The sequence below is a fragment of the Thermogemmatispora sp. genome (genome assembly GCF_042408735.1).
Classification (GTDB): Bacteria; Chloroflexota; Ktedonobacteria; order Ktedonobacterales; family Ktedonobacteraceae; genus Thermogemmatispora.
The window spans coordinates 1-18,476 of sequence record NZ_JBHOQV010000146.1 but is presented as its reverse complement, the minus strand read 5'-3'; the positions used below and the strand labels follow the sequence as shown (position 1 = coordinate 18,476).

Annotated in this window: 12 protein-coding genes and 1 pseudogene; 4 read left to right on the top strand and 9 right to left on the bottom strand. The window is 61.1% G+C overall.

What is annotated here, in order from left to right:
* The first annotated feature begins 223 nt into the window (after nt 1–223).
* The gene (locus tag ACFMO7_RS15945; protein WP_376796484.1) at nt 224–1,432 is read left to right on the top strand and encodes a sugar MFS transporter; all 1,209 of its coding nucleotides are present in this window, start codon (nt 224–226) and stop codon (nt 1,430–1,432) included.
* Between the two features lie 199 nt (nt 1,433–1,631).
* Nucleotides 1,632–2,471 (top strand): bifunctional 5,10-methylenetetrahydrofolate dehydrogenase/5,10-methenyltetrahydrofolate cyclohydrolase, encoded by an 840-nt coding sequence (locus ACFMO7_RS15940; protein ID WP_376796483.1) that lies wholly within the window; start codon nt 1,632–1,634, stop codon nt 2,469–2,471.
* A 338-nt stretch (nt 2,472–2,809) separates the two neighbouring features.
* On the opposite strand, the gene ACFMO7_RS15935 is transcribed toward ACFMO7_RS15940, so the two are convergent.
* A complete protein-coding gene (locus tag ACFMO7_RS15935) occupies nt 2,810–3,694 on the bottom strand; it encodes a 4-hydroxy-3-methylbut-2-enyl diphosphate reductase (protein ID WP_376796482.1) in 885 nt (294 codons plus the stop codon).
* A gap of 135 nt (nt 3,695–3,829) precedes the next feature.
* Entirely contained in the window at nt 3,830–4,243 is a 414-nt protein-coding gene (locus ACFMO7_RS15930; protein ID WP_376796481.1) for a hypothetical protein, read from the bottom strand.
* A gap of 405 nt (nt 4,244–4,648) precedes the next feature.
* Here ACFMO7_RS15930 and ACFMO7_RS15925 point away from each other — a divergent pair, with 405 nt between their 5' ends.
* Together ACFMO7_RS15925 and cysS are read left to right on the top strand one after the other, a co-directional pair.
* Nucleotides 4,649–5,443: a TatD family hydrolase gene (locus tag ACFMO7_RS15925; protein WP_376796480.1), complete on the top strand. Its 795-nt coding sequence runs from the start codon at nt 4,649–4,651 to the stop codon at nt 5,441–5,443.
* Complete coding sequence (gene cysS / locus ACFMO7_RS15920; protein WP_376796479.1) at nt 5,430–6,620, top strand: cysteine--tRNA ligase; 1,191 nt, start codon at nt 5,430–5,432, stop codon at nt 6,618–6,620. Before ACFMO7_RS15925 ends, cysS begins: the two co-directional genes overlap by 14 nt.
* A 145-nt stretch (nt 6,621–6,765) precedes the next feature.
* Here cysS and ACFMO7_RS15915 read toward each other — a convergent pair whose 3' ends face one another.
* The 7 genes and pseudogenes from ACFMO7_RS15915 to ACFMO7_RS15885 form a co-directional block, all read right to left on the bottom strand.
* A complete protein-coding gene (locus tag ACFMO7_RS15915) occupies nt 6,766–8,412 on the bottom strand; it encodes an ABC transporter ATP-binding protein (protein ID WP_376796478.1) in 1,647 nt (548 codons plus the stop codon).
* A gap of 30 nt (nt 8,413–8,442) precedes the next feature.
* Complete coding sequence (locus tag ACFMO7_RS15910) at nt 8,443–9,393, bottom strand: ABC transporter permease (protein WP_376796477.1); 951 nt, start codon at nt 9,391–9,393, stop codon at nt 8,443–8,445.
* Nucleotides 9,394–9,396: 3 nt separating this feature from the next.
* A complete protein-coding gene (locus ACFMO7_RS15905; protein WP_376796476.1) occupies nt 9,397–10,800 on the bottom strand; it encodes an ABC transporter permease in 1,404 nt (467 codons plus the stop codon).
* Between the two features lie 439 nt (nt 10,801–11,239).
* Nucleotides 11,240–12,325: a BMP family protein gene (locus ACFMO7_RS15900; protein ID WP_376796475.1), complete on the bottom strand. Its 1,086-nt coding sequence runs from the start codon at nt 12,323–12,325 to the stop codon at nt 11,240–11,242.
* A gap of 592 nt (nt 12,326–12,917) precedes the next feature.
* Nucleotides 12,918–15,302: an NYN domain-containing protein gene (locus ACFMO7_RS15895; RefSeq protein WP_376796474.1), complete on the bottom strand. Its 2,385-nt coding sequence runs from the start codon at nt 15,300–15,302 to the stop codon at nt 12,918–12,920.
* An 828-nt stretch (nt 15,303–16,130) separates the two neighbouring features.
* Nucleotides 16,131–16,629, bottom strand: a pseudogene (locus ACFMO7_RS15890) (CDP-alcohol phosphatidyltransferase family protein); the annotation flags it as partial.
* Nucleotides 16,630–17,191: 562 nt separating this feature from the next.
* Nucleotides 17,192–18,361 (bottom strand): glycosyltransferase family 4 protein, encoded by a 1,170-nt coding sequence (locus ACFMO7_RS15885; RefSeq protein WP_322480833.1) that lies wholly within the window; start codon nt 18,359–18,361, stop codon nt 17,192–17,194.
* Between the last annotated feature and the right edge of the window lie 115 nt (nt 18,362–18,476).

Genomic DNA, 18,476 nt, shown 5'->3' with positions numbered 1-18,476 from the left:
TGCTATAGAAGCAACCTGTAACTCTGCTCGCTTGTTAAGCAATATTACAAATATTTAGATTTTAGAGTATACTTGATGATAGCAAGAAAATTCTAGCCATCATAACCGCTCAGCAGGGACAGCAGCGAGGGCGGCGGCAGGGTTGCGCGCCTGCCTGCTCCTGGGGCGGTTGGCGGACCATGCGCCCGAAGGTCGCGTACCGAACCGAAAGGAAGGAGACTCCATGCTCTTTACCAGGGCCCTGACGGGCCGCCTCTCTCTCTCCCCTCTGCGTCTGACGCTGTTCGGCATCACCCTGTTAGAAGAGATGCTCTCGGGTATCCCGACGATTGGTCTGCCTCTGCTGCGCCACCAGGTACCACTGACGTATACTCAGATCGGGCTGCTTTTTACGCTGGGGGCAGCAATGTCGATGGTGTTGGAGCCGTTGAGCAACGTTCTGAGCGATCTGGGGAGGACAAAGAAGGTCTGGGTGATCGGTGGGCTGGTGGTACTCTCAGGCTCCTTTGTTCTGGCCGGCCTCGCTCACTCCTTCGCGGTGATTCTGCTGGCCTTTGCCTTGCTCTATCCCTCCAACGACATCGCCCTGGGGGCCGCCCAATCTTCGCTGATCGATGAGAATCCTCAGCGCAGCACGCGCACTATGCTGCGCCTGGCCTTCATCGGCAATTTGGGCGATTTTCTGACGCCGTTGACAGTGACGATCGTTGCCTTGCTGGCCCTCGGCTGGGCAAGTCTCTGCTGGCTGGCCGCGGCCATCTGGCTGGTGGTGGCCCTCTTTTCTTGCCCTCTGCGTTTTCCCCAGGTGGAGCGGGGCGAGGGGCGGCGCTCGCGGCTGGGCTTATTGCTGGAAGGCTTTGTGGCAGCTCTGCGCAACCCTCTATTGCTCGGCTGGGTGATCATCGCTACGTTGCCGGTGATGCTCGATGAGGTCTATCGTTCGTTCGTTTCGCTCTATCTGCAGGATGTGCTCCGCCTATCTGATGACGCCGTCGAGGGATTGATTACGTTTGAGAGCGCTTCTGGCTTTGCCGGCCTGGTCATCTGCGAGCTGCTGCTGGCCCTGGGTCTCACGGTGCGTCAGGTTCTGGCTGGCTCGGCCCTGGTGGCTCTGGTCGGGATGACGGCTTTGCTGCTGACGCGCTCTCCCTGGCTGGCGGGCCTGCTGCTCTGCGTGGTAGGAGCCAGCTCGATTGGGTGGTTTCCGCTGGCCCGTGCCCAGGTCTATGAACGGCTGCCGGGTCGTTCTGGCACCGGTCGTGCCTTGCTGAGCCTGGGCACTCCCTTCTCGGTGGTCCTGCCCAGTATCGTGGGCCTGATCGCCGGGCGCCTGGGTATTGTGGCTGGGGTGGCCTTTCTGGAGCTGGCGCCGCTTGGCATCCTTGTGTTGCTCTTGCTGCAGCGCACTGAGACGCGAACGCTCGCAGCGTGAAGGCTCCTCCTTGCCGCCCTTGCTTTCCTGGCCCTGCCTGCGTGCCGCTCCAGCTCTCCGTCGCTTCGCTCCTGGCCGCTCTGCGATTTGCCCGTGGGGCGGAGCGGCCAGGAGCGGCACGGCGCCCTGGCGCATTCCCGGCTATGGTATGATGGACGCCAGGAGATTTTGCCTGTGGAGGAAGGAGGCTTCTTGACTGATGTCTGCAACGATCTTCGACAGCCGCCCTCTGGCGGCGCGCATGATGGCCGAGCTGCAGCAGGAGGCAGCCGAGTTTCGCAAGCAGCATCGTCGCTCGGCACGCCTGGCGCAGATCATCATCGGCCACGATCCCGCCGCTGAGGTTTACAGCCGCCAGCTTGTCCGCTCCTGCCGTCGCCTCGGTTTGAGCTGCGTGACGTTGGCCTACCCATTCGAGGTAGACGAGGAGGAGATTCGTGCCGAGGTGGCGACGCTGAGCGAGGCCCCCACGACTGACGGGATCGTGCTGCTGCTGCCGCTGCCGGAGCATATTCGCCAGCGCGTGGTGACCGAGGTGCTGCGTCCCGAAAAGGACGTCGACGGCCTTGGTCCGCGCAACGCCGGCAATCTCCTGCTCGGCTTTCCCAGCTTTATCCCCTCGACTGCCGAGGTGGTGCTGACGGTGCTGCGCGAGGCAGGCATCCGCGTGGCCGGTCAGCATGCGGTCATCGTGGGACGGGGCAATACGGGAGGCAAACCGATCGCCCTGGCGTTGATGCGTGAGGATGCCACGGTGACCATCTGCCACTCGCAGACACGCGATCTGGCCGAGATCACGCGCAGCGCCGATATTCTGGTGGTGAGCACGGGCAGACCGGGCCTGATTACCGGCGAGATGGTGAAGCCGGGGGCGGTGGTCCTGGATGCCGGCATTACAACGGTCGATGGAAAGGTTGTCGGCGATGTCGATAGAGAGAGCGTGGCCCGCGTGGCCTCATTCCTGACGCCGGTACCCGGTGGCCTTGGTCCGCTGACTCACCTGATGCTGATTCGCCATACCTTGCTTGGTCCCCAGTGAAGGGCTGCAAGCTCGGGGGACAGGACCAGAGGGCCTCATAAAGCGCGCCCCAGAACTTTGCCGGCCAAGGCTCTGACCAGCTAGATCGGGTCCGTCGAATCAGGCCCCAGGCATCCAACCACCGTCGAGGAATGCCGACGAGAGGAGAGAAGGGGGGTACCAGACCAGCCAGGGCCAGGGCAGCCTTGTCAGTGGCTGGCCGCTGGCTCGCAAGCGGAGGAGGGGATCAAGGCTGGCCTTCAGGTCGGAACCGGAGCATACAGGCTTGGGGAAGAGGGAACATCGCCAGCCGGCTCGTCCGGCGTCAGCTTAGCCCTGGCCGGCCAGACGGGCCAGGGCTAGGACTCTGGTTCGTACTGCTCCAGAAAACGGATCACCTCGCGGGTAATCTGGCTGGGAGTTGAGGCGCCCGCCGTCACCGCAACGCGCCTCTTGCCTTTGAGCCATTCCAGCTTTAGCTGGGAAAGATCCTCGATGCGCACGGCAGGCACGCCGGCCAGCTCTTCTGAGACCTGGACCAGGCGGTTGGTATTGTTGCTGCGGGGGTCACCAACAACGATCGTGAGGTCGGCCCCCTTCGCCTGACGCACGACCGCCTCCTGCCTGAGCTGGGTGGCGGCGCAGATGTCGATGTAGACCTTGACCTGGGGATAGCGGGCCTTGATGTAGTTGATGATGCGCTGCGTGTCCCACTGCGAGAGCGTGGTCTGGGTGGAAATAGCCAGCTTGCTTTCTTGCTCGGGCGTCAGCCGCAGCTCATCGACATCGGCCTCGCTTTCGATGAGGCTGATATGACCAGGGACCTCACCCATGACGCCTTCCGGCTCAGGATGCCCTTTCTTGCCAATATAGAGAATATAGTAGCCCTCCGCCACCAGCTCGCGCACCAGCTCATGCGTCTTGGTCACATCGGGACAGGTGGCATCGATACAGTAGAGGCCGCGCTCACGCGCTCGCTCCTTAACCAGGGGCGAGACGCCGTGGGCGGTAAAGATGACCGTCCCCTCTTTGACTTGCTCAAGAATCGCCGCGCGATTCGGCCCATCCAGAGTAATGATGCCGAGCGCGGTTAGCTCTTCAATGGCATGCCGATTGTGAACGATCTGGCCAATGATATGGATTGGACGGGGCAGCGTTGGATCTTTGGCAGCCCGCCGCGCGATCTGCAAAGCGTCAACAACGCCGTAGCAGTAGCCGCGGGGAGAGATCTTGATCACTTCCATAATGTCCTCATTCGTCCCCTGCCCCTGGAAAGAGGCAGCAGAGAGAGACCTTACTGAAACAGATGGGCCATCAGGATCTGGCGATCGCGCCTTCTCTAACTAACTAGAGAGTTCTTTATCTATGGTACCATAGAATCAGCTTGCTTTAACACAGCTGTTGCGGAGAATACGCTGGAGGTCGGCGGGCGTGTAGAGGCAAACGAAGGGCAACAGGCCGACCATCTCTTCAACGGAAGGGCTGCGCGCCAGGTCCAGGATGATCAACGGAACCTGGCGATTGCCGCATCCCTGGGCAATGGCCGCAGCGGAGATGAGCGGGGCGGCAGGCGTCACAGCCGGGATGCTGATGAGCAACTGCACCTGCGGCAGAAGCCTGTCAAGCTGGCTTGTGCTCTCCTCCTCGAAGATAGACTGCATGCCAGCTTGCTTCAGCAGCTGCACGAAGGGCCGCCGCAGTTCCTCCGGCCCGATGAGCAGGGCAGAGCGACCGTCTAAGCCGCCCAGGCAGGCATCAGCAATTGATACAACCTGTGGCGCGAGATTCTGCATGCGATTCTCTCTCCTCCAAAGACATCCTCTTGATCACGAGTGCCAGATGCCATGCTCTGACAGCATGGCTCAAGATGTTCCTGTTTATCGTAGCGTATGGCAAAGGGCCAGGCATCAGGTGATTACCTGATTTTATCTGGGGCCTCCCCGCGTATTTTTCCATAGGGTTCTGATCTCCCACGACTTCCTCTGCCACCGACGCCCAGGCCGCCAGGTTCTGGAAGGGAGCAACGGCCAGCGAAGACCCGCCCGGCCCGGGCGGGCACGGCCCGCCGATCGTCGCCGCCGCCTTGTTGACATCCATTTCTGCGATAGACTATACTAAAGAAAGCTCTTGAACAGAGAAAGAACAGCCAGCGTTGACCCTTCTTTTTTTTGCGTGTCTTCCTGTTCATAGAGGAAAGGATGCAGCGGTTGCTTGTTGATAGCCACGCCCACGTCGATGCTCCCCGTTTTCAGAAAGATCGCGATGCGGTGCTGCGCGCTGCCTTCGCCGGGGGGATCGGCAGGATTGTTGATCCCGGCTGCGATCTGGAGTCGAGTCGGGCGGCGCTAGCCCTGGCCCAGACCTACCGTGGTCAAGTTTTTGCCGCCGTAGGCGTGCATCCTCACGAGGCCACCTCTTACAACGAGGAGGTAGAGGCTCAGCTACGCAGTCTGGCGCGGGCCCCCGAGGTAGTGGCCATTGGCGAATTTGGGCTTGATTACTTCCGCATGCTTTCGCCGCGCGACGTACAGCGAGCGGTCTTCTGCGCTCACCTGGAGCTGGCGCGTAGCTGCGGCCTTCCTTGTATTATCCATGTGCGCGACGCTCACGAAGACGTGATCGAGCTGTTGCGCGCGCATGGTCAGGGGCTACGTGGGGTCTTCCACTGCTTCTCGGGCACGGTGGCCCAGGCAGAGGAATGTCTCTCTTTCGATGGCTTCATGCTCTCCTTCGCTGGCCCCCTGACCCGTCCAGGCAACGCCCTTCCCGCGGTCGCCAGCATGGTCCCCCTCGATCGGGTCCTGATCGAGACCGACAGCCCCTATCTCGTTCCCGTGCCCTTGCGAGCCAGGCGCAACGAGCCGCTCTTCGTGAAGTACGTCGCCCAGAAGCTAGCCGAGATCCGGGGCCTGACGCTGGATGAAATCGCTCAGATTACTACGGCGAACGCCACGCGCCTGTTCGGTCTTGGAGAACGCCATGAAGCTATTTAATACGCTCACCCAGCAAGTAGAAGCTTTTGTTCCACTCGAAGGGAACAATGTGCGTATCTACGTGTGTGGGGTGACTCCCTACGATACCACCCATCTGGGTCACGCCTTCACCTACGCCTCTTTCGATACGCTCATTCGCTATCTGGAATTCCGTGGCTATTCCGTGCGCTATGTGCAGAACGTCACGGATATCGACGACGATATTTTGCGCAAGGCGCGCGAACTGGGTGTGCCCTGGGACGAGCTGGGCAGGCGCGAGACCGAGAGGTTTCTGCGCGATATGGACGCGCTCAACGTCCGCCGTCCGACTTTCTACGTGCGCGCCACCGATGAGATCCCCCACATTATCGAGATCGTGCAGACACTGATTGAGCGCGGCTATGCCTACGTCAGCGATGGCAGCGTCTACTACGATGTGCGGCACGATCCCGATTTCGGGGTCCTGGGACGGGCCATCGGTCTGCAGGACTACTCTGCCATGCTGGCGGTGGCCAACGAGCGCGGCAATTATCCCGATGATCGGCGCAAACGCGACCCGCTCGATTTTGTGCTCTGGCAGGCCCAGGCGCCCGGTGAGCCGGCCTGGCCCAGTCCCTGGGGACCGGGGCGTCCTGGATGGCATATCGAATGCAGCGCCATGGCTCTCCACTATTTAGGCGATCAGCTCGATATCCACGGCGGAGGGGCCGATCTGGCCTTCCCTCACCATACCTGCGAGATCGCCCAGTCGGAGCACTACACCGGCAAGGCGCCTTTTGTGCGCTACTGGCTGCATACCGGCATGGTCTATCAGCAGGGCGAGAAGATGAGCAAGTCGCTGGGCAACCTTACCCTGGTCAGTGACCTTCTGAAGCAGTATAGCGCGAACGCCATCCGTCTCCTACTGCTGAATCACCACTATCGCCAGCCCTGGGAATGTTTCCCCGCTGATCTGCAGCAGGCCGCCCGGCAGGCCGCCCTTTTCGCAGAGGTGGCCACCCTGGCCGGCTCCAGCGCGACCGAGGGGAGCGACGATGAGCTGCGCACCCGCTTTATCTCCCTCTTAGATGATGATCTCAAGACGCCCGAAGCCGTGCAGCTCCTGCAGGAGGCCGGTCAGGCCGCCCTGACCAGCCGCGACGCCTGCCGTGCTGGCGAGATCGTGCGCCTGCTGCGCGTGCTGGGCCTGCGCTGCTAGGCGGTCAGCCAGATCTTATGCGCCAGGGCAGACGCCAGGAACAGGCCAGCCAGGAGATGGTCAGTTCCGCGCGGCAGGCCTTGTCCGCACGATCCTCAGCCCTCGCCAAGCAGAGTTGGCGGCAGCGGGGCGCCCCGCCAGACGCTCAGCGCCCCGACTCTCCTGGCGCCGGCGTCGGCTCCTCTCGCGGCTTCCCGGGCGGGCGTCCGCCCGTCATGAGCAGGCCCAGCTCCTCCTCACTGGCCTCTGGTGTAACGATATCGACGATACGCCCCTCATACATCACGGCAATGCGATCTGAGAGCGAGCGGATCTCGTCCAGTTCGGCGGAAACGAGCAAGACCGCCTTGCCCGCATCGCGCTGCTCAATGATGCGCCGGTGGATGAACTCGATGGCTCCAATATCGACGCCGCGCGTCGGCTGGGCCGCGATCAGCAGTTGGGGATCGGCAGCAAACTCGCGCGCCACGATCACCTTTTGTTGGTTACCGCCGGAGAGAGCACGCACCGGCAACCGGGTGCTCGGCGTACGGACGTCGAACTCGCGCACCAGGCGCCGTGCCCACTGAGCAATCTCGCGCAGGCGCAGAATGAAGCGAGCGCGGGCAAAGCGCGGCCAGCGTTCGCGTCCCAGAATGGTATTGTCTTCAATGGTATCGCTGAGCACCAGACCCGTACCGCGCCGATCCTCGGGAATGTGCGCTACCCCGACGAGACGCTCCTGGCGCGCATTCATATGCGTAATGTCGTAGGATCGACCGGCCTGCTCGCCACTCGCATGAGTGATCGTTATGCGGCCAGCCGTGACGGGGCGCATGCCGCTCAGGACCTCGACTAGCTCACTTTGACCGTTGCCTTCCACTCCAGCAATGCCCAGGATCTCCCCAGCCCGCACCTCGAAGCTGACCCCGCGCAGAGCCTCCAGGCCACGATCGGACCTGGCATGCAGATTCTCAACGCGCAGCACGACAGGCCCGGGCCGCGCCGGATGCTTCTCGACCTGCAAGAGGACCTCCCGCCCGACCATCAGCCGCGCGATCTCGGCCTGGTTTGTCTCGCGAGTCACCAGCTCGCCAACATTGCGCCCGCGGCGCAGGACGGTCACGCGATCGGTCAGCTCCAGAACCTCGCGCAGCTTATGAGTGATGAAGATGATGGTTTTTCCCTGGCGAGACAGGGAGCGCAGCACACCGAACAGCTCGTAGGTTTCCTGAGGGGTCAGCACGCCGGTCGGCTCATCCAGAATCAAAAGATCGGCGGCGCGGTAGAGGGCCTTGAGGATCTCAACCCGCTGCTGCAAGCCGACAGAGAGCTTCTCGATGCGGGCGTCGGGATCGATCGGCAGACCATAGCGGGCACTGAGCTGAAGCACCAGCTCACGGGCCTGGCGCCGATCATAGATGGCCACCGGTCCCCCAGGCTCCTGGCCCAGCACGATGTTCTCAGCCACCGTCAAGGGAGGAATCAGCATGAAATGCTGGTGCACCATCCCAATATGGTGGCGGATGGCGTCCCGTGGCCCGCTGATATGGACGCGCTCGCCATTAACATAAATCTCTCCGCTGTCGGGACGCACCAGTCCGTAAAGGATGTTCATGAGGGTCGTCTTGCCGGCTCCATTCTCGCCAACGAGGGCATGGATCTCGCCGCGCCGGACACGCAGGTTCACATGGTCGTTCGCCACCACACCTGGCCAGGCTTTGCAGATGTCGCGCATCTCGACCGCGTAGGGCGAGAGGACCGAGCCAGTGCTCTCCACCTGGGCAAGAGACGCCTTCTCCTGTTCGTGCATACTTCCTTGACCTCCTCGGATCCTCACCCGCTACTCAGCGCTACCAGGCTCGTAAGGCACACCATCGGCAGCCGGAGCCACAGTGCGCCCGACCAGCCCGATCAGGGCAATAATGGTCAGCAGGTAAGGCAGCGTAGCCAGCAGGTTGGAGTCGATGCCAGTATCTTGTAGACGAACGCTCAGGGCCAGGCCCAGGCCAAAGATCAGACAGGCCCCAGCGGCCCCCAGCGGGGTGTACTTGCCAAAGACCACCGCCGCCAGAGCGATGAAGCCGCGCCCAGCGGTCATATTGGGATTAAAGGTGCCAGCCACCCCTAAAGCCAGAAAGGCCCCCGCCAGCCCAGAAAGGAGGCCGCTGGCCACAACGCAGGCATAGCGAATGAGACGCACAGGGATGCCGGCGGTATCCGCGGCCTGGGGATGTTCCCCCACCGCCCGAATGCGTAGGCCCAGATTCGTTCTAAACAACAAGAACTGCATGCCGATCAAAATGACAATTGCCAGGTAGAACACGACATTCTGCTGAAAGAGCACCTGACCGACAAAGGGCAGCCGTCCCAGTGGTCCCCAACCCAGGATCGGGAGGCGGAGAGAGGAAGCGAGGCTAGGAATACCCTGGCCGCCGGTCTGCACGATATTGAGGTAATTGGTCAGGCCCAGGGCAGCCACATTAATGGCGATACCAGCAATAATCTGATCGGCCTTGAGATGAATCGAGACCACGCCATGCACCAGGGCCAGCAGGCCGCCGGCCACGATTGCCGCCAGAACCCCGAGGATGACATTATGGCTGGCCAGGGTCACCACGACCCCCACATAGCAGCCGAGCAGCATCATGCCTTCCATTGCGATGTTCACCACCCCGCTGCGCTCTGAGATCACCCCACCCAGGGCGGGCAAGAGCAGGAGAGCGGCGAACTGCAGAGAGGCCTGCCAGAGATCGCCAGAAGTAATCACGCGCAAAAAGATAGGCCAGAACACGCTTCACACCTCCCCATTCTGCTGATGTTGACGCTCCTGAGACGGGGACTGAGGCTGAGACTGAGTCGCTCTCTGCCCGGCATCGAGGGTAGCCCTCCCGGTCTCAGATGATGGCTGCTCGTCGAGTGACGGAGCAGCTGCTCCGTTAGCCGGGGCCTGGTCCAGGTCGACTACTCCTCCGGCCAGAGCGGCCACCACCGTTGGCCGGCGGGCCGCAGAGAAGCGCTTCACCAGAGCCTGCCGAATGACAGGGAGGAACTGGATCGCGATGCTAAAGAGGACCAGCGCTTCAATAATATAGACCAGGTCGCCGGGCACATTGGCCTTCAGCTGCATCAGAGAGCCACCCTGACGCATGCCTCCGAAAAGCAAGGCTCCCAGAAAGATGCCGATGGCGGTCATCCGTCCGAGCAGAGCGACGCCGATCGCATCGAAGCCGGTAGTATCGTTACGGAAGACCTGGCCGATGACCTCGTAGGGGTACTGGCCCATCAGCTGCAATGTGCCGCCGAGGCCCGCAAAGAGGCCAGCGAGTGTCATGACCAGCACCACATTGCGCTTCACCGAGATCCCGGCGTACTGAGCTGCCCGTGGATTCTCCCCGACCACGCGCGTTTCGTAGCCAAAGGTGGTGCGTGTCATCAGGAACCAGTAGACCACCAAAGCCAGCAGGGCCAGGAGAAAACTAATGTCGACGATGTACTGCTCAGGCTGATTGATGGGGGGGAGAAAATGGCCCAGCGTCTGATCATAGAGCACCGAGAGCTTGGGGAGATTGGTCTGCGGGGGCATAGAGGATGTCTGATCGGCCTGGCCCGGAGCCTGCAGGGGACCGGAGACGAGCCAGTCGCTGATATAGAAGATAATCCAGTTGAGCATGATGGTCGTCACCACCTCATGAGCCCCTCGCCAGGCCTTGAGAAGACCAACGATGCCGCCCCAGACTGCTCCGGCCAGAGCCCCGGCCACGATCATCAGCGGAGCCAGCAACCAGCCAGGCCAGGTCGAGCACTTGAGGCCAATGATGGCTGCCAGAATCGCTCCAGCAGCAAACTGACCCTCGGCCCCAATATTAAAGAGGCGCGCCCGGTAGGCAATGGCCACGGAGAGACCGGTGAAGATGAGGGGCGTAACATTCACCAGGGAGAAGGAGAGATTGGCAGCGTTGCCGAAGGCTCCCGAGAAGAGGTAGCCATAGGCCAGCAGGGCGGCGTTGAAACGATCGAGAAGCGAGCCGGAAGAGGTGATCATGATCACAATCACTCCGGCCACCATCGCCAGCAGCAGTGCCAGCAGCGGGCGCCCCAGCCCGGCGCCGACCCTGCGCAGCCAGAGCAGCCAGGCCGTCGACCTGGTCTCCAGGGCCGGAGGTGTAGGTGAGCGCGGTTGAGCAGTCTGCAAGGCCATAGATCGCAAGTCCTCCAGATCAGCAGTTACCAGGCAGCACGACGAGGATAAGGGAGAAGAAGCGATCAGTCTTCTGCCTGGCTATATGCTCCGTCACGTCACACAAAAAACTGAATTGTAATGATAGCATTGGCACAAAGCAGAGACAAGCGCTGCTTAAGGACGGCAAGAGCTAGCAGGCGCCCAGAATACGGCTCGGAGCGAGGGCGGTCTCCCCAGGGCCAGCTCATGGCGGAATAGGATCTCCTGCAGGCCAGCGCACCCAGCCAGCCAGGCCAGTCCCTGCCCGTTACAGACAACAGACAGACAGATAGGAAAGGAGCGGAACAGCGGGAGACCGGCAGGAAAGCGGCGAGAGAACAAAGGACCAGAGCGGGACTGCGGAAGGTTCCCGCTCTGGTCGCGCCCGGGCCGCTAAGTCATAGGCTTACGCTGCCGATCAAGAAGGAATATTTTCAGGAACCACCAGCGTGCCAGCCCTGATCTGATCAGCGATCTGGTCGGCCTTGTTCTTGGCATCGGCAGGCACCACGCTGCTCAACGTACCGTAGCCGACTCCATCATGAGCCAGATCGAAGCGCGGGGGATTGTTGGTGAACTTGCCATGAGCGTAGTCGCTGATCGTATCATAGACCGCCACATCAACCTTCTTGAGTGCGCTCGTGATCACGCTCTTGGGATGGAGATAATTCTGATCGGCATCCACGCCGATCCCGAAGACCCCTTCCTGGTCGGCGGCATCGAGGGCACCCACACCACACCCGCCGGCCACCTGGAAAATGATGTCAGCATTGTGCTGATTGATCTGGCTAAGTGCGGCATCCTTACACTTGTCGGTGGCGGTGAAATCCTGCGAATAGTTAATTACCACCGTGATGTTGGGATCAACCTTTTTAGCGCAGAACTTGTAGCCGGCAATATAGCGATTGACGGGCGGAATAGGCAATCCTCCGACGGCGCCAATCGTATTGTGGCCGCGCAACTGGGGAATCTTAGACTTGCCATCCAGTTCCATCTGAGCGGCGATGGCGCCGACAAGACAGCCAGCCTCTTGCTCCTTAAAGAAAAGCGGGGCCACGTTCGAGAGCGACTCGCAATCCTGCTTGCCGGCGGGAACGGCGCAGCCATCGATGATGGCGAACTTCTTATTGGGGAACTGATGCGCCACCTGATCGACGGCATTCTGCATCAGGAAGCCAACAGCGAAGACCAGATCTGCGCTGCGGGCCGCCAAAGTGAGGTTCTTGACGTAATCGGCCTGGTTTTTGGTCTCGATCACCTGGCGCGTAAAATGGAACTCGTTCATAGCCTTAGTGTAGCCGACGTAGGCCAGGTGGTTGAAGCTACGGTCGTTCAAACCGCCGATATCTGTGACGAGGGCCACCGAGATGGCCGTCTGCGCTGTGGGGGTAGTGGCTCCGCCGCCCCCCGAACTGCTCGTGTTGCCACCGCCACAAGCAGCCAGCAGGAGACTTAAGAAGGTGAGCAGTGCCACGATGCGGGCTGATGTGCCACCGTTTCGCATACGCGCGTTCCTTTCTTCTCTCCCCAGAGATTGTAGTGTGCCAGCGGAAAAGCTCTCTTCCTGTTAATGTAGTGGTAGCGACAAACAAATAAGACGCCCTGCTTCCATCTGTTATGCCATACCCAACAGCAGGCTGCAGATCCAGAGACAAGCAGAGCCGTAAGAAACCAGGACAGCACGGTCCAACTGTTCTAGCGGGATAGCACCGGGCAGCGGCAGAGACCTTGCGGTGGTTCCATGTCAATTATACGCTGCTGAACTGTAACATCTCACAGGCTCAGAGGTCGGCAGTCCAGCGCAGCCCGGGCGCGACTCGCTTGCTGGCCTGGCTATTGGCCGATGGGAACTGTTCGGGCAGGCAGATAGGCAAGCAAGCAGACAGAGGAGGGGAGGAGAAGCAGTCAACCAGGGAGCAAGAAAAGCGGCGAGGAGCGATCAGCCGCCTGCTTTGGGCTGATCCTGGACTCCTCGCCGCCGTGCTGGTGTGCCAGCCGTATGGCGACCTTCTCGCAGACGTTCTTCCAGAGGGAGCCAGTGGTCACAGAGGACTACAGCTCTGCGCCTGTGCCTCTGGCTTCCCTCCAGGGCGCTCTCAGGCGCGGATCTCCTCCAGTACCGAGAGATTGATGAAGAGGTCGCAGCTTTGGCGCAGCGTGGCCGACATGGCCTCGTCGAAGGCGGCCACCTCGACGCGCACGCCGTGATCCGAGCAGTAATCGAGCATCGGCATAAAATCGCTATCGCCGCTGACCAGAACAATACAATCAACAGCCCGGCTCTCGACAAGCCGCACGACATCCATGCAGAGGTCCAGATCGAGATCGGCCTTTTTGGCACCGCTGGAGAACGTCTTATAGTTCTTCGTCGTGATGCGGTATCCCAGGCCCTTGACGGCCTGCAGGAACATCTGCTCATCGCCGGGCTGCGGGCTGGTCGGGCAATAGGCATGGGCTCGCACCAGACGACGATTGCCGCGCAGGAAGTCGAGCAGCTTGCCAAAGTCGATGGTGAGCCGCAGCGTGCGCGCGGAGTAGAGCAGATTGGCTACATCGACGAAGACCCCGACCCGCTCTGTGGACGGCGGAGGGGGAATCGAGACCGAAACGTTGGTTGGTGACTGCTGAGAACGGCGCAGCTCGGCTACAATACGGTCGGTTTGCGATTGGATGGCTTGCACGACCGTATTGGCGAACTGAGCCATAGGATCACTGCCCCGGTTATTAGGATAGACAACATTGTTCCGCTGCACATCGGAGCGTGAAGGGCGCACACCAGCTTCGCGCACAGCCACGCTGCCGCGTGCGGGCGAAGGTTCTGGCGCCATGAAAGGACCTCCGAACTCGTTACCCAGGTTCATCTGGTTCATAGTAGTGCCGGAGATAATATGGTAGAGTCCGGCAGGAGCTGTCGGCTGCGAGGCCGGTGCCGACGCCGGCTGCGTCACAGGCGGCACAGTGACCGGAGAGACCGGCGTGGGCGGCGGAGCAATCGGGGGTGGCGTCGGCTCAACTGCCGGCGCGGGCGCAGGGGCAGCCGCCGACTTGGAACGACGACGGCGTCGCCGACGTGAGGTGGCCGCCTGAATCTCAGAGTACTCCAGCGGAGGCAGATCTTCAGGGGCAGGAGCCTGGGCCTCCTGAGCCGCCGGCCTGGCGCCGTTGGCCGTCGGCTGCGCTTGCAAAGTCACAGGGGCAGCCGGCTGCTCCTGTTCTTGTTCTTTCTCTTGTTGCTGCTTTCTACTATCTTTGTTCTGATTATTATATTGCTGCTCTTCCACAGTCTGCTCGTTTAGCATCTCACGAGGCGAGACAGGAAGAACCTCGCCGGCGCGCTGGCCGGGAGTAGTTGTCGTCTTCGCTTGTTCCGTCGCGGGTCGATGCTCCTCTTGGGCCGCCAAGCTAGGACCGCGGCTACCAGAAGCAGCCAGTTTCTCATCGGTCTCGCGCTGCTGCTCAGGAGGTGCCGACTGCTGAGATGGATTGACCAGGAACATAGCGCTATTGACCGTAGTTGCCGGACGATCGAAGCGATAGCGACGCGCGGGACGAGCCGTTTGTCCCTCTTCGCCGGTCACGGTCGTGGCCTCGGTGTTGCCAGCCTCCCCTTCGCCGGGAGGAGGAACGGCAATCGGTTCGCTGCTGGTCTGAGCCGCGGCAGGCGCGACGGCCTGGCTTTCCTCTTCAGCGCCCTTTTCCGCTTCCGGCTCGGGAGAGGGGCGCTCCTCGATAAATGGCTCACGCAGACGCCCATAGCGAGGCAAACGGATGCGCGTCGCCGGGCGCAACAATGGCGACGGTGGACGCTCAGCAGGCTTCTCAGGTGCCGCGGGACCCTGTGCCTCCGGTGGCATCTGGGCAACCGGCGGCTCCTCCGGCAGCTTTTCAGTCGGTTCCTCGGCAGGCGCGGGCACCTGCCCAGGCTGAGCGGGTTCACCGCCGCTCTGTTCCTCGCGAGCGGACTCGGTCGACGGCTCTGCCGACTGGACCTGAGCCTCACTCGCCGAAGGCGAGCTAATCACCAGGCCGCTACCGCTGCTCACAAACGAGAGGCGTCCGGGAATGGCCAGCATAGGCATTGGTTCGACTGGCAGCGAAGCAGCCGGTTGATGAGCGGAGGGGCCGCTCTCGCGCTCAGGGGACGTGGCCAAGTCACCCACCCTACTCAAGGAGCTGAGAGCATCTAGCGCCTCATGCACCGCTTCGCGCGTAGCGGCCTGGCGGGCTTCCTCTGCCTGACGAAACTCCTCAATAAACTCACTGAAGGGACGGACCTTCCCCTCACTGAACGGCAGAAAGTCCTCTATGAGCGAGGAGCCTTCCTCGCTCGCTGTCGCAAAGGCCTCCTGTGCTGCTGGTGTAGAGGGAGTGGAAGAGGCGGAAAGGGGTTCAACGGGTGAGTAGGCGGCGACGCTTTCCTGGATGCGCTGAGAGGAGGCCTCCGCCCGAGACGGAAGCTCATAGCCAGGAGCAGCGTCCACGCTCTCCCGCGCAGGTGGTTGCTTCTGCCCTTCCACAGTACCCTCCGGCACCTGCGCCCCGGGGGGCGCAGTCGGTTCTAGAGAAGCAGGAGTTGCTGCGTCTTCGGAGGCAAATGCTTCCTTTGCGACGGACACATCAACGTCGCTCTTCTCTGGCTGCGAATGTTCTCTTGTCACAAAAAGATCTCCAGTCTCACTAATTCGGGACCGGAGCGCAGGCGACTTTCGGGAGAGGTACTTGACGCACAGAACCGTCAGGGCGAATGGATGTCGTCATTGCTCGCCTATCGTCTGCTCTACTTCAACGGGTGCTCGGGAAAAGGCTAGCTAATCAAGAGTAAGCACATCGAAACACGCCGTACTTTCACCGATCCGCGTTGCAAAGATGGGCGGATGCTCACTACCATCTATCCGCCCTGCCTGTCCTCCGCTTCTTGCGACAGGCACCTCACGCTACATGCACGTCCGATCCCGATCTCCTCTACACCGTTCGCAAAGCTTGGAATCACTCTTGTTGCTGCATACCGCCGCTGAGAGGCGGGATATGGCTGGGAACGGGGCGCGCAGGTGTTTCTTGGGCCTTGCCGGCCCGGCCCCGGCCCAGGAAGCGAGCGCGTTGCTCGTGGTCGCGCTCAAGGCGGGCACTGCTCTGCTGATCACTGGCGAGCGGAGCGGAAGCAGGAGCCGGCTGAGACGTGGCGCGCTCACTCTCCTGCCGGCGCGTGATGCGCCAGACATAAAACATGCGCTCGAGAGCGGTGACCTGAGAGAAGACCGCCAGTAGAACCAGTGCCCAGATCTCAATGCCCATAATCAGGCCAATGGCCAGGATGACGACACGTTCGGGGCGGGCAAGCAATCCAGTTTTACATTCCAGTCCGAGACCTTCGGCGCGTGCTTTAGTATAGCTAACCATCAGCGAGCCGACAACAGCGACAAACACCAGGACAATCATCCAGAGCTGCTCATGGCCGAAGGGCCAGAGCTGCTCATGGAGATCTGGCCGCTGCAACACATACCAGAGCAGCCCAAAGAGAATGACACTTTCCGAATAGCGGTCGAGAGTCGAGTCAAAGAAAGCGCCAAAGGTCGTAGCCGCCTGGCGAACGCGAGCCACAGCCCCATCGAACATGTCGAAGATGCCAGCAAACAACACCAGCAAACCGCCTGCCACCAGGTACCCCTGCGCTATCACCAGGGCTGTTAAGCCGCTAAGCAACAGCCCGACAAGCGTTAACATATTTGGAGTCACGCCAAGGTTGGCTAGCGGTCTGATAATGAAAGCCACTAGGAGTCGAACTTGTTGCTGGATGCGTCTGCTTAACATATCTTTATTGTACCATACCCGGCCCTCTTCGGACTAGCTCTTTTTTCGCAGCGAGCCTGCCGCGAGGGCCTCTGAAGATGACGTAGACAACGCACTACACAACCAAACAAACGCAGAGTAGCGCACCGCGTCCCTGCCTCTGGTGTTTTCCCTCTGACTGACAGCAGCCAGAGTATGACCACTGCAGCGGCAAGGCGAGAGAGTGAGGCAAGCGTAAGCGCGAGCAATGCGCAGCGCAGATCGTCGGTGAACAAGGCAGCCGAGCGCTGGCCGAGGTTTTGCGAGGTCGACATTGAGCCAACGGCGGGCACAGGAGCAGCCCCTTTGCTGCCCGTGCCCTGAAAGCACTTAGCTTCTGGCTGGCCATCTGCCCTGCTCTCCTCTCTTCGCTGGTGAGCCAGTCGTTCCCATCCGATGGGAGGTGGGAGCTATCTCTCTCCCTGGCCTGTCTACTTCTTCTCCATCCAGCTCACCGCTACTGAGCGGCTCGGCTAAGCGCAGCCAGCCGGTGCTGTGGCCCAATCCAGCGCGTTCGCTGGCCTGCTGCGGAGAAAAGGGCCGTTTAAACCGGCTCCCGCTCACGCAGGGCATAGAGGAGCTGCCGCTCTTCTAGCAGCTCCTGATAATAATCCAGCACGCGACGGGCGATCTGTGGCCAAGCATACTGCTGGCAGGTTTGCAGGCCAGCCTCCACCAGACGGCGCCGCAGTGGCTCATCCTCCAGCAGGCGACAGATAGCCATGCTAAGCGCGAGGCTATCGCGTGGGGGCGCTAAGAGGCCATTGAGGCCGTGAGTGATAACTGTGGCATACCCCTCGATGTTGCTCGCCACCACGGGTACGCCGGAAGCCATCGCTTCCAGCAGGACCACCCCCAGGCTTTCCCCGCCGATCGAGGGGGCACAGAAGACATGAGCGCTGGCAAAGTAGCGTGGCAGCTCTTCCGCCGAAACCCGGCCCACAAAGACCACATCCTGCCAGCCCTGCTTCTCCACAAAGCGTTCGAAACCGCGCTTCAACCCGCCTTCACCCACGAAAATGAAGCGTGTGTCGGGATGGCGCTCACGGATCGCGGGGATAGCGCGTAACAGGTATTTGGCGCCCTTGCGCTTCTCAAACCGCCCGACAAAGAGGATGTTCCGCTTCCCATCCATGAACCAGGGTAAAGGCTGGTTCCAGATGTTGAAGCGCTCTAGATCGATCCCATTCGGGATCAGGCGATAGTCCGCCGGAAAGTAGCGTGAAACAAACTGGTAGGCCGCCGATGAAACGGCGATGCGCCCGGCCAGCCGGCGAAAGTAAGGGCGCAGGAAAGGATGCAGCGATGCATAGGCCAGATAGGGTGTGGAGGTAATCCTGGCAGCAGCAAAGGCGTGAAATGTCCCGACATTGATTGCCCGCGAGAAGCGTAGCACCGCCAGGGGCAAACCAGGAATCAATGGCTCGTGAAGATGGATAATATCAAAACGCTCGTGCTGCAGCACAGAGCGCACGCGCCGCCCCAGATAGGGGTTCAGGGCCACGCGAGCGATCGAGCCATTAAAAGGAACGGGTGAGGCCCCGGCCATCTTATAGACCTGTTCCTCTGCCAACCGCTCGTCATCTCGAGAGACCGGGGCAAGGATGCGCACCTCCAGACCCATTTTGCGAAACTCACGCGCCAAATGGCGGACATGTTCACGCACTCCACCAGGATAGCTCCAATCGTATGGAGTCACGAGACCTATTTTCACGAGTCGCTCCCTGCCTTACAATGTTGTAGAGACGCGACTATCCCCTGGACCTTACGCAAGCCCGGCCACGGTCCCCTCCTACTCAGCCAAAGGCGCCATACAACATTTTACCAGA

Excerpts from the sequence above, each read along its gene's own strand:
- ACFMO7_RS15925 (WP_376796480.1), top strand. The coding sequence starts at position 4,649 with ATGCAGCGGTTGCTTGTTGATAGCCACGCCCACGTCGATGCTCCCCGT.
- ACFMO7_RS15930 (WP_376796481.1), bottom strand. The coding sequence starts at position 4,243 with ATGCAGAATCTCGCGCCACAGGTTGTATCAATTGCTGATGCCTGCCTG.
- ACFMO7_RS15900 (WP_376796475.1), bottom strand. The coding sequence starts at position 12,325 with ATGCGAAACGGTGGCACATCAGCCCGCATCGTGGCACTGCTCACCTTC.
- ACFMO7_RS15935 (WP_376796482.1), bottom strand. The coding sequence starts at position 3,694 with ATGGAAGTGATCAAGATCTCTCCCCGCGGCTACTGCTACGGCGTTGTT.
- ACFMO7_RS15945 (WP_376796484.1), top strand. The coding sequence starts at position 224 with ATGCTCTTTACCAGGGCCCTGACGGGCCGCCTCTCTCTCTCCCCTCTG.
- ACFMO7_RS15940 (WP_376796483.1), top strand. The coding sequence starts at position 1,632 with ATGTCTGCAACGATCTTCGACAGCCGCCCTCTGGCGGCGCGCATGATG.
- ACFMO7_RS15915 (WP_376796478.1), bottom strand. The coding sequence starts at position 8,412 with ATGCACGAACAGGAGAAGGCGTCTCTTGCCCAGGTGGAGAGCACTGGC.
- ACFMO7_RS15905 (WP_376796476.1), bottom strand. The coding sequence starts at position 10,800 with ATGGCCTTGCAGACTGCTCAACCGCGCTCACCTACACCTCCGGCCCTG.
- cysS (WP_376796479.1), top strand. The coding sequence starts at position 5,430 with ATGAAGCTATTTAATACGCTCACCCAGCAAGTAGAAGCTTTTGTTCCA.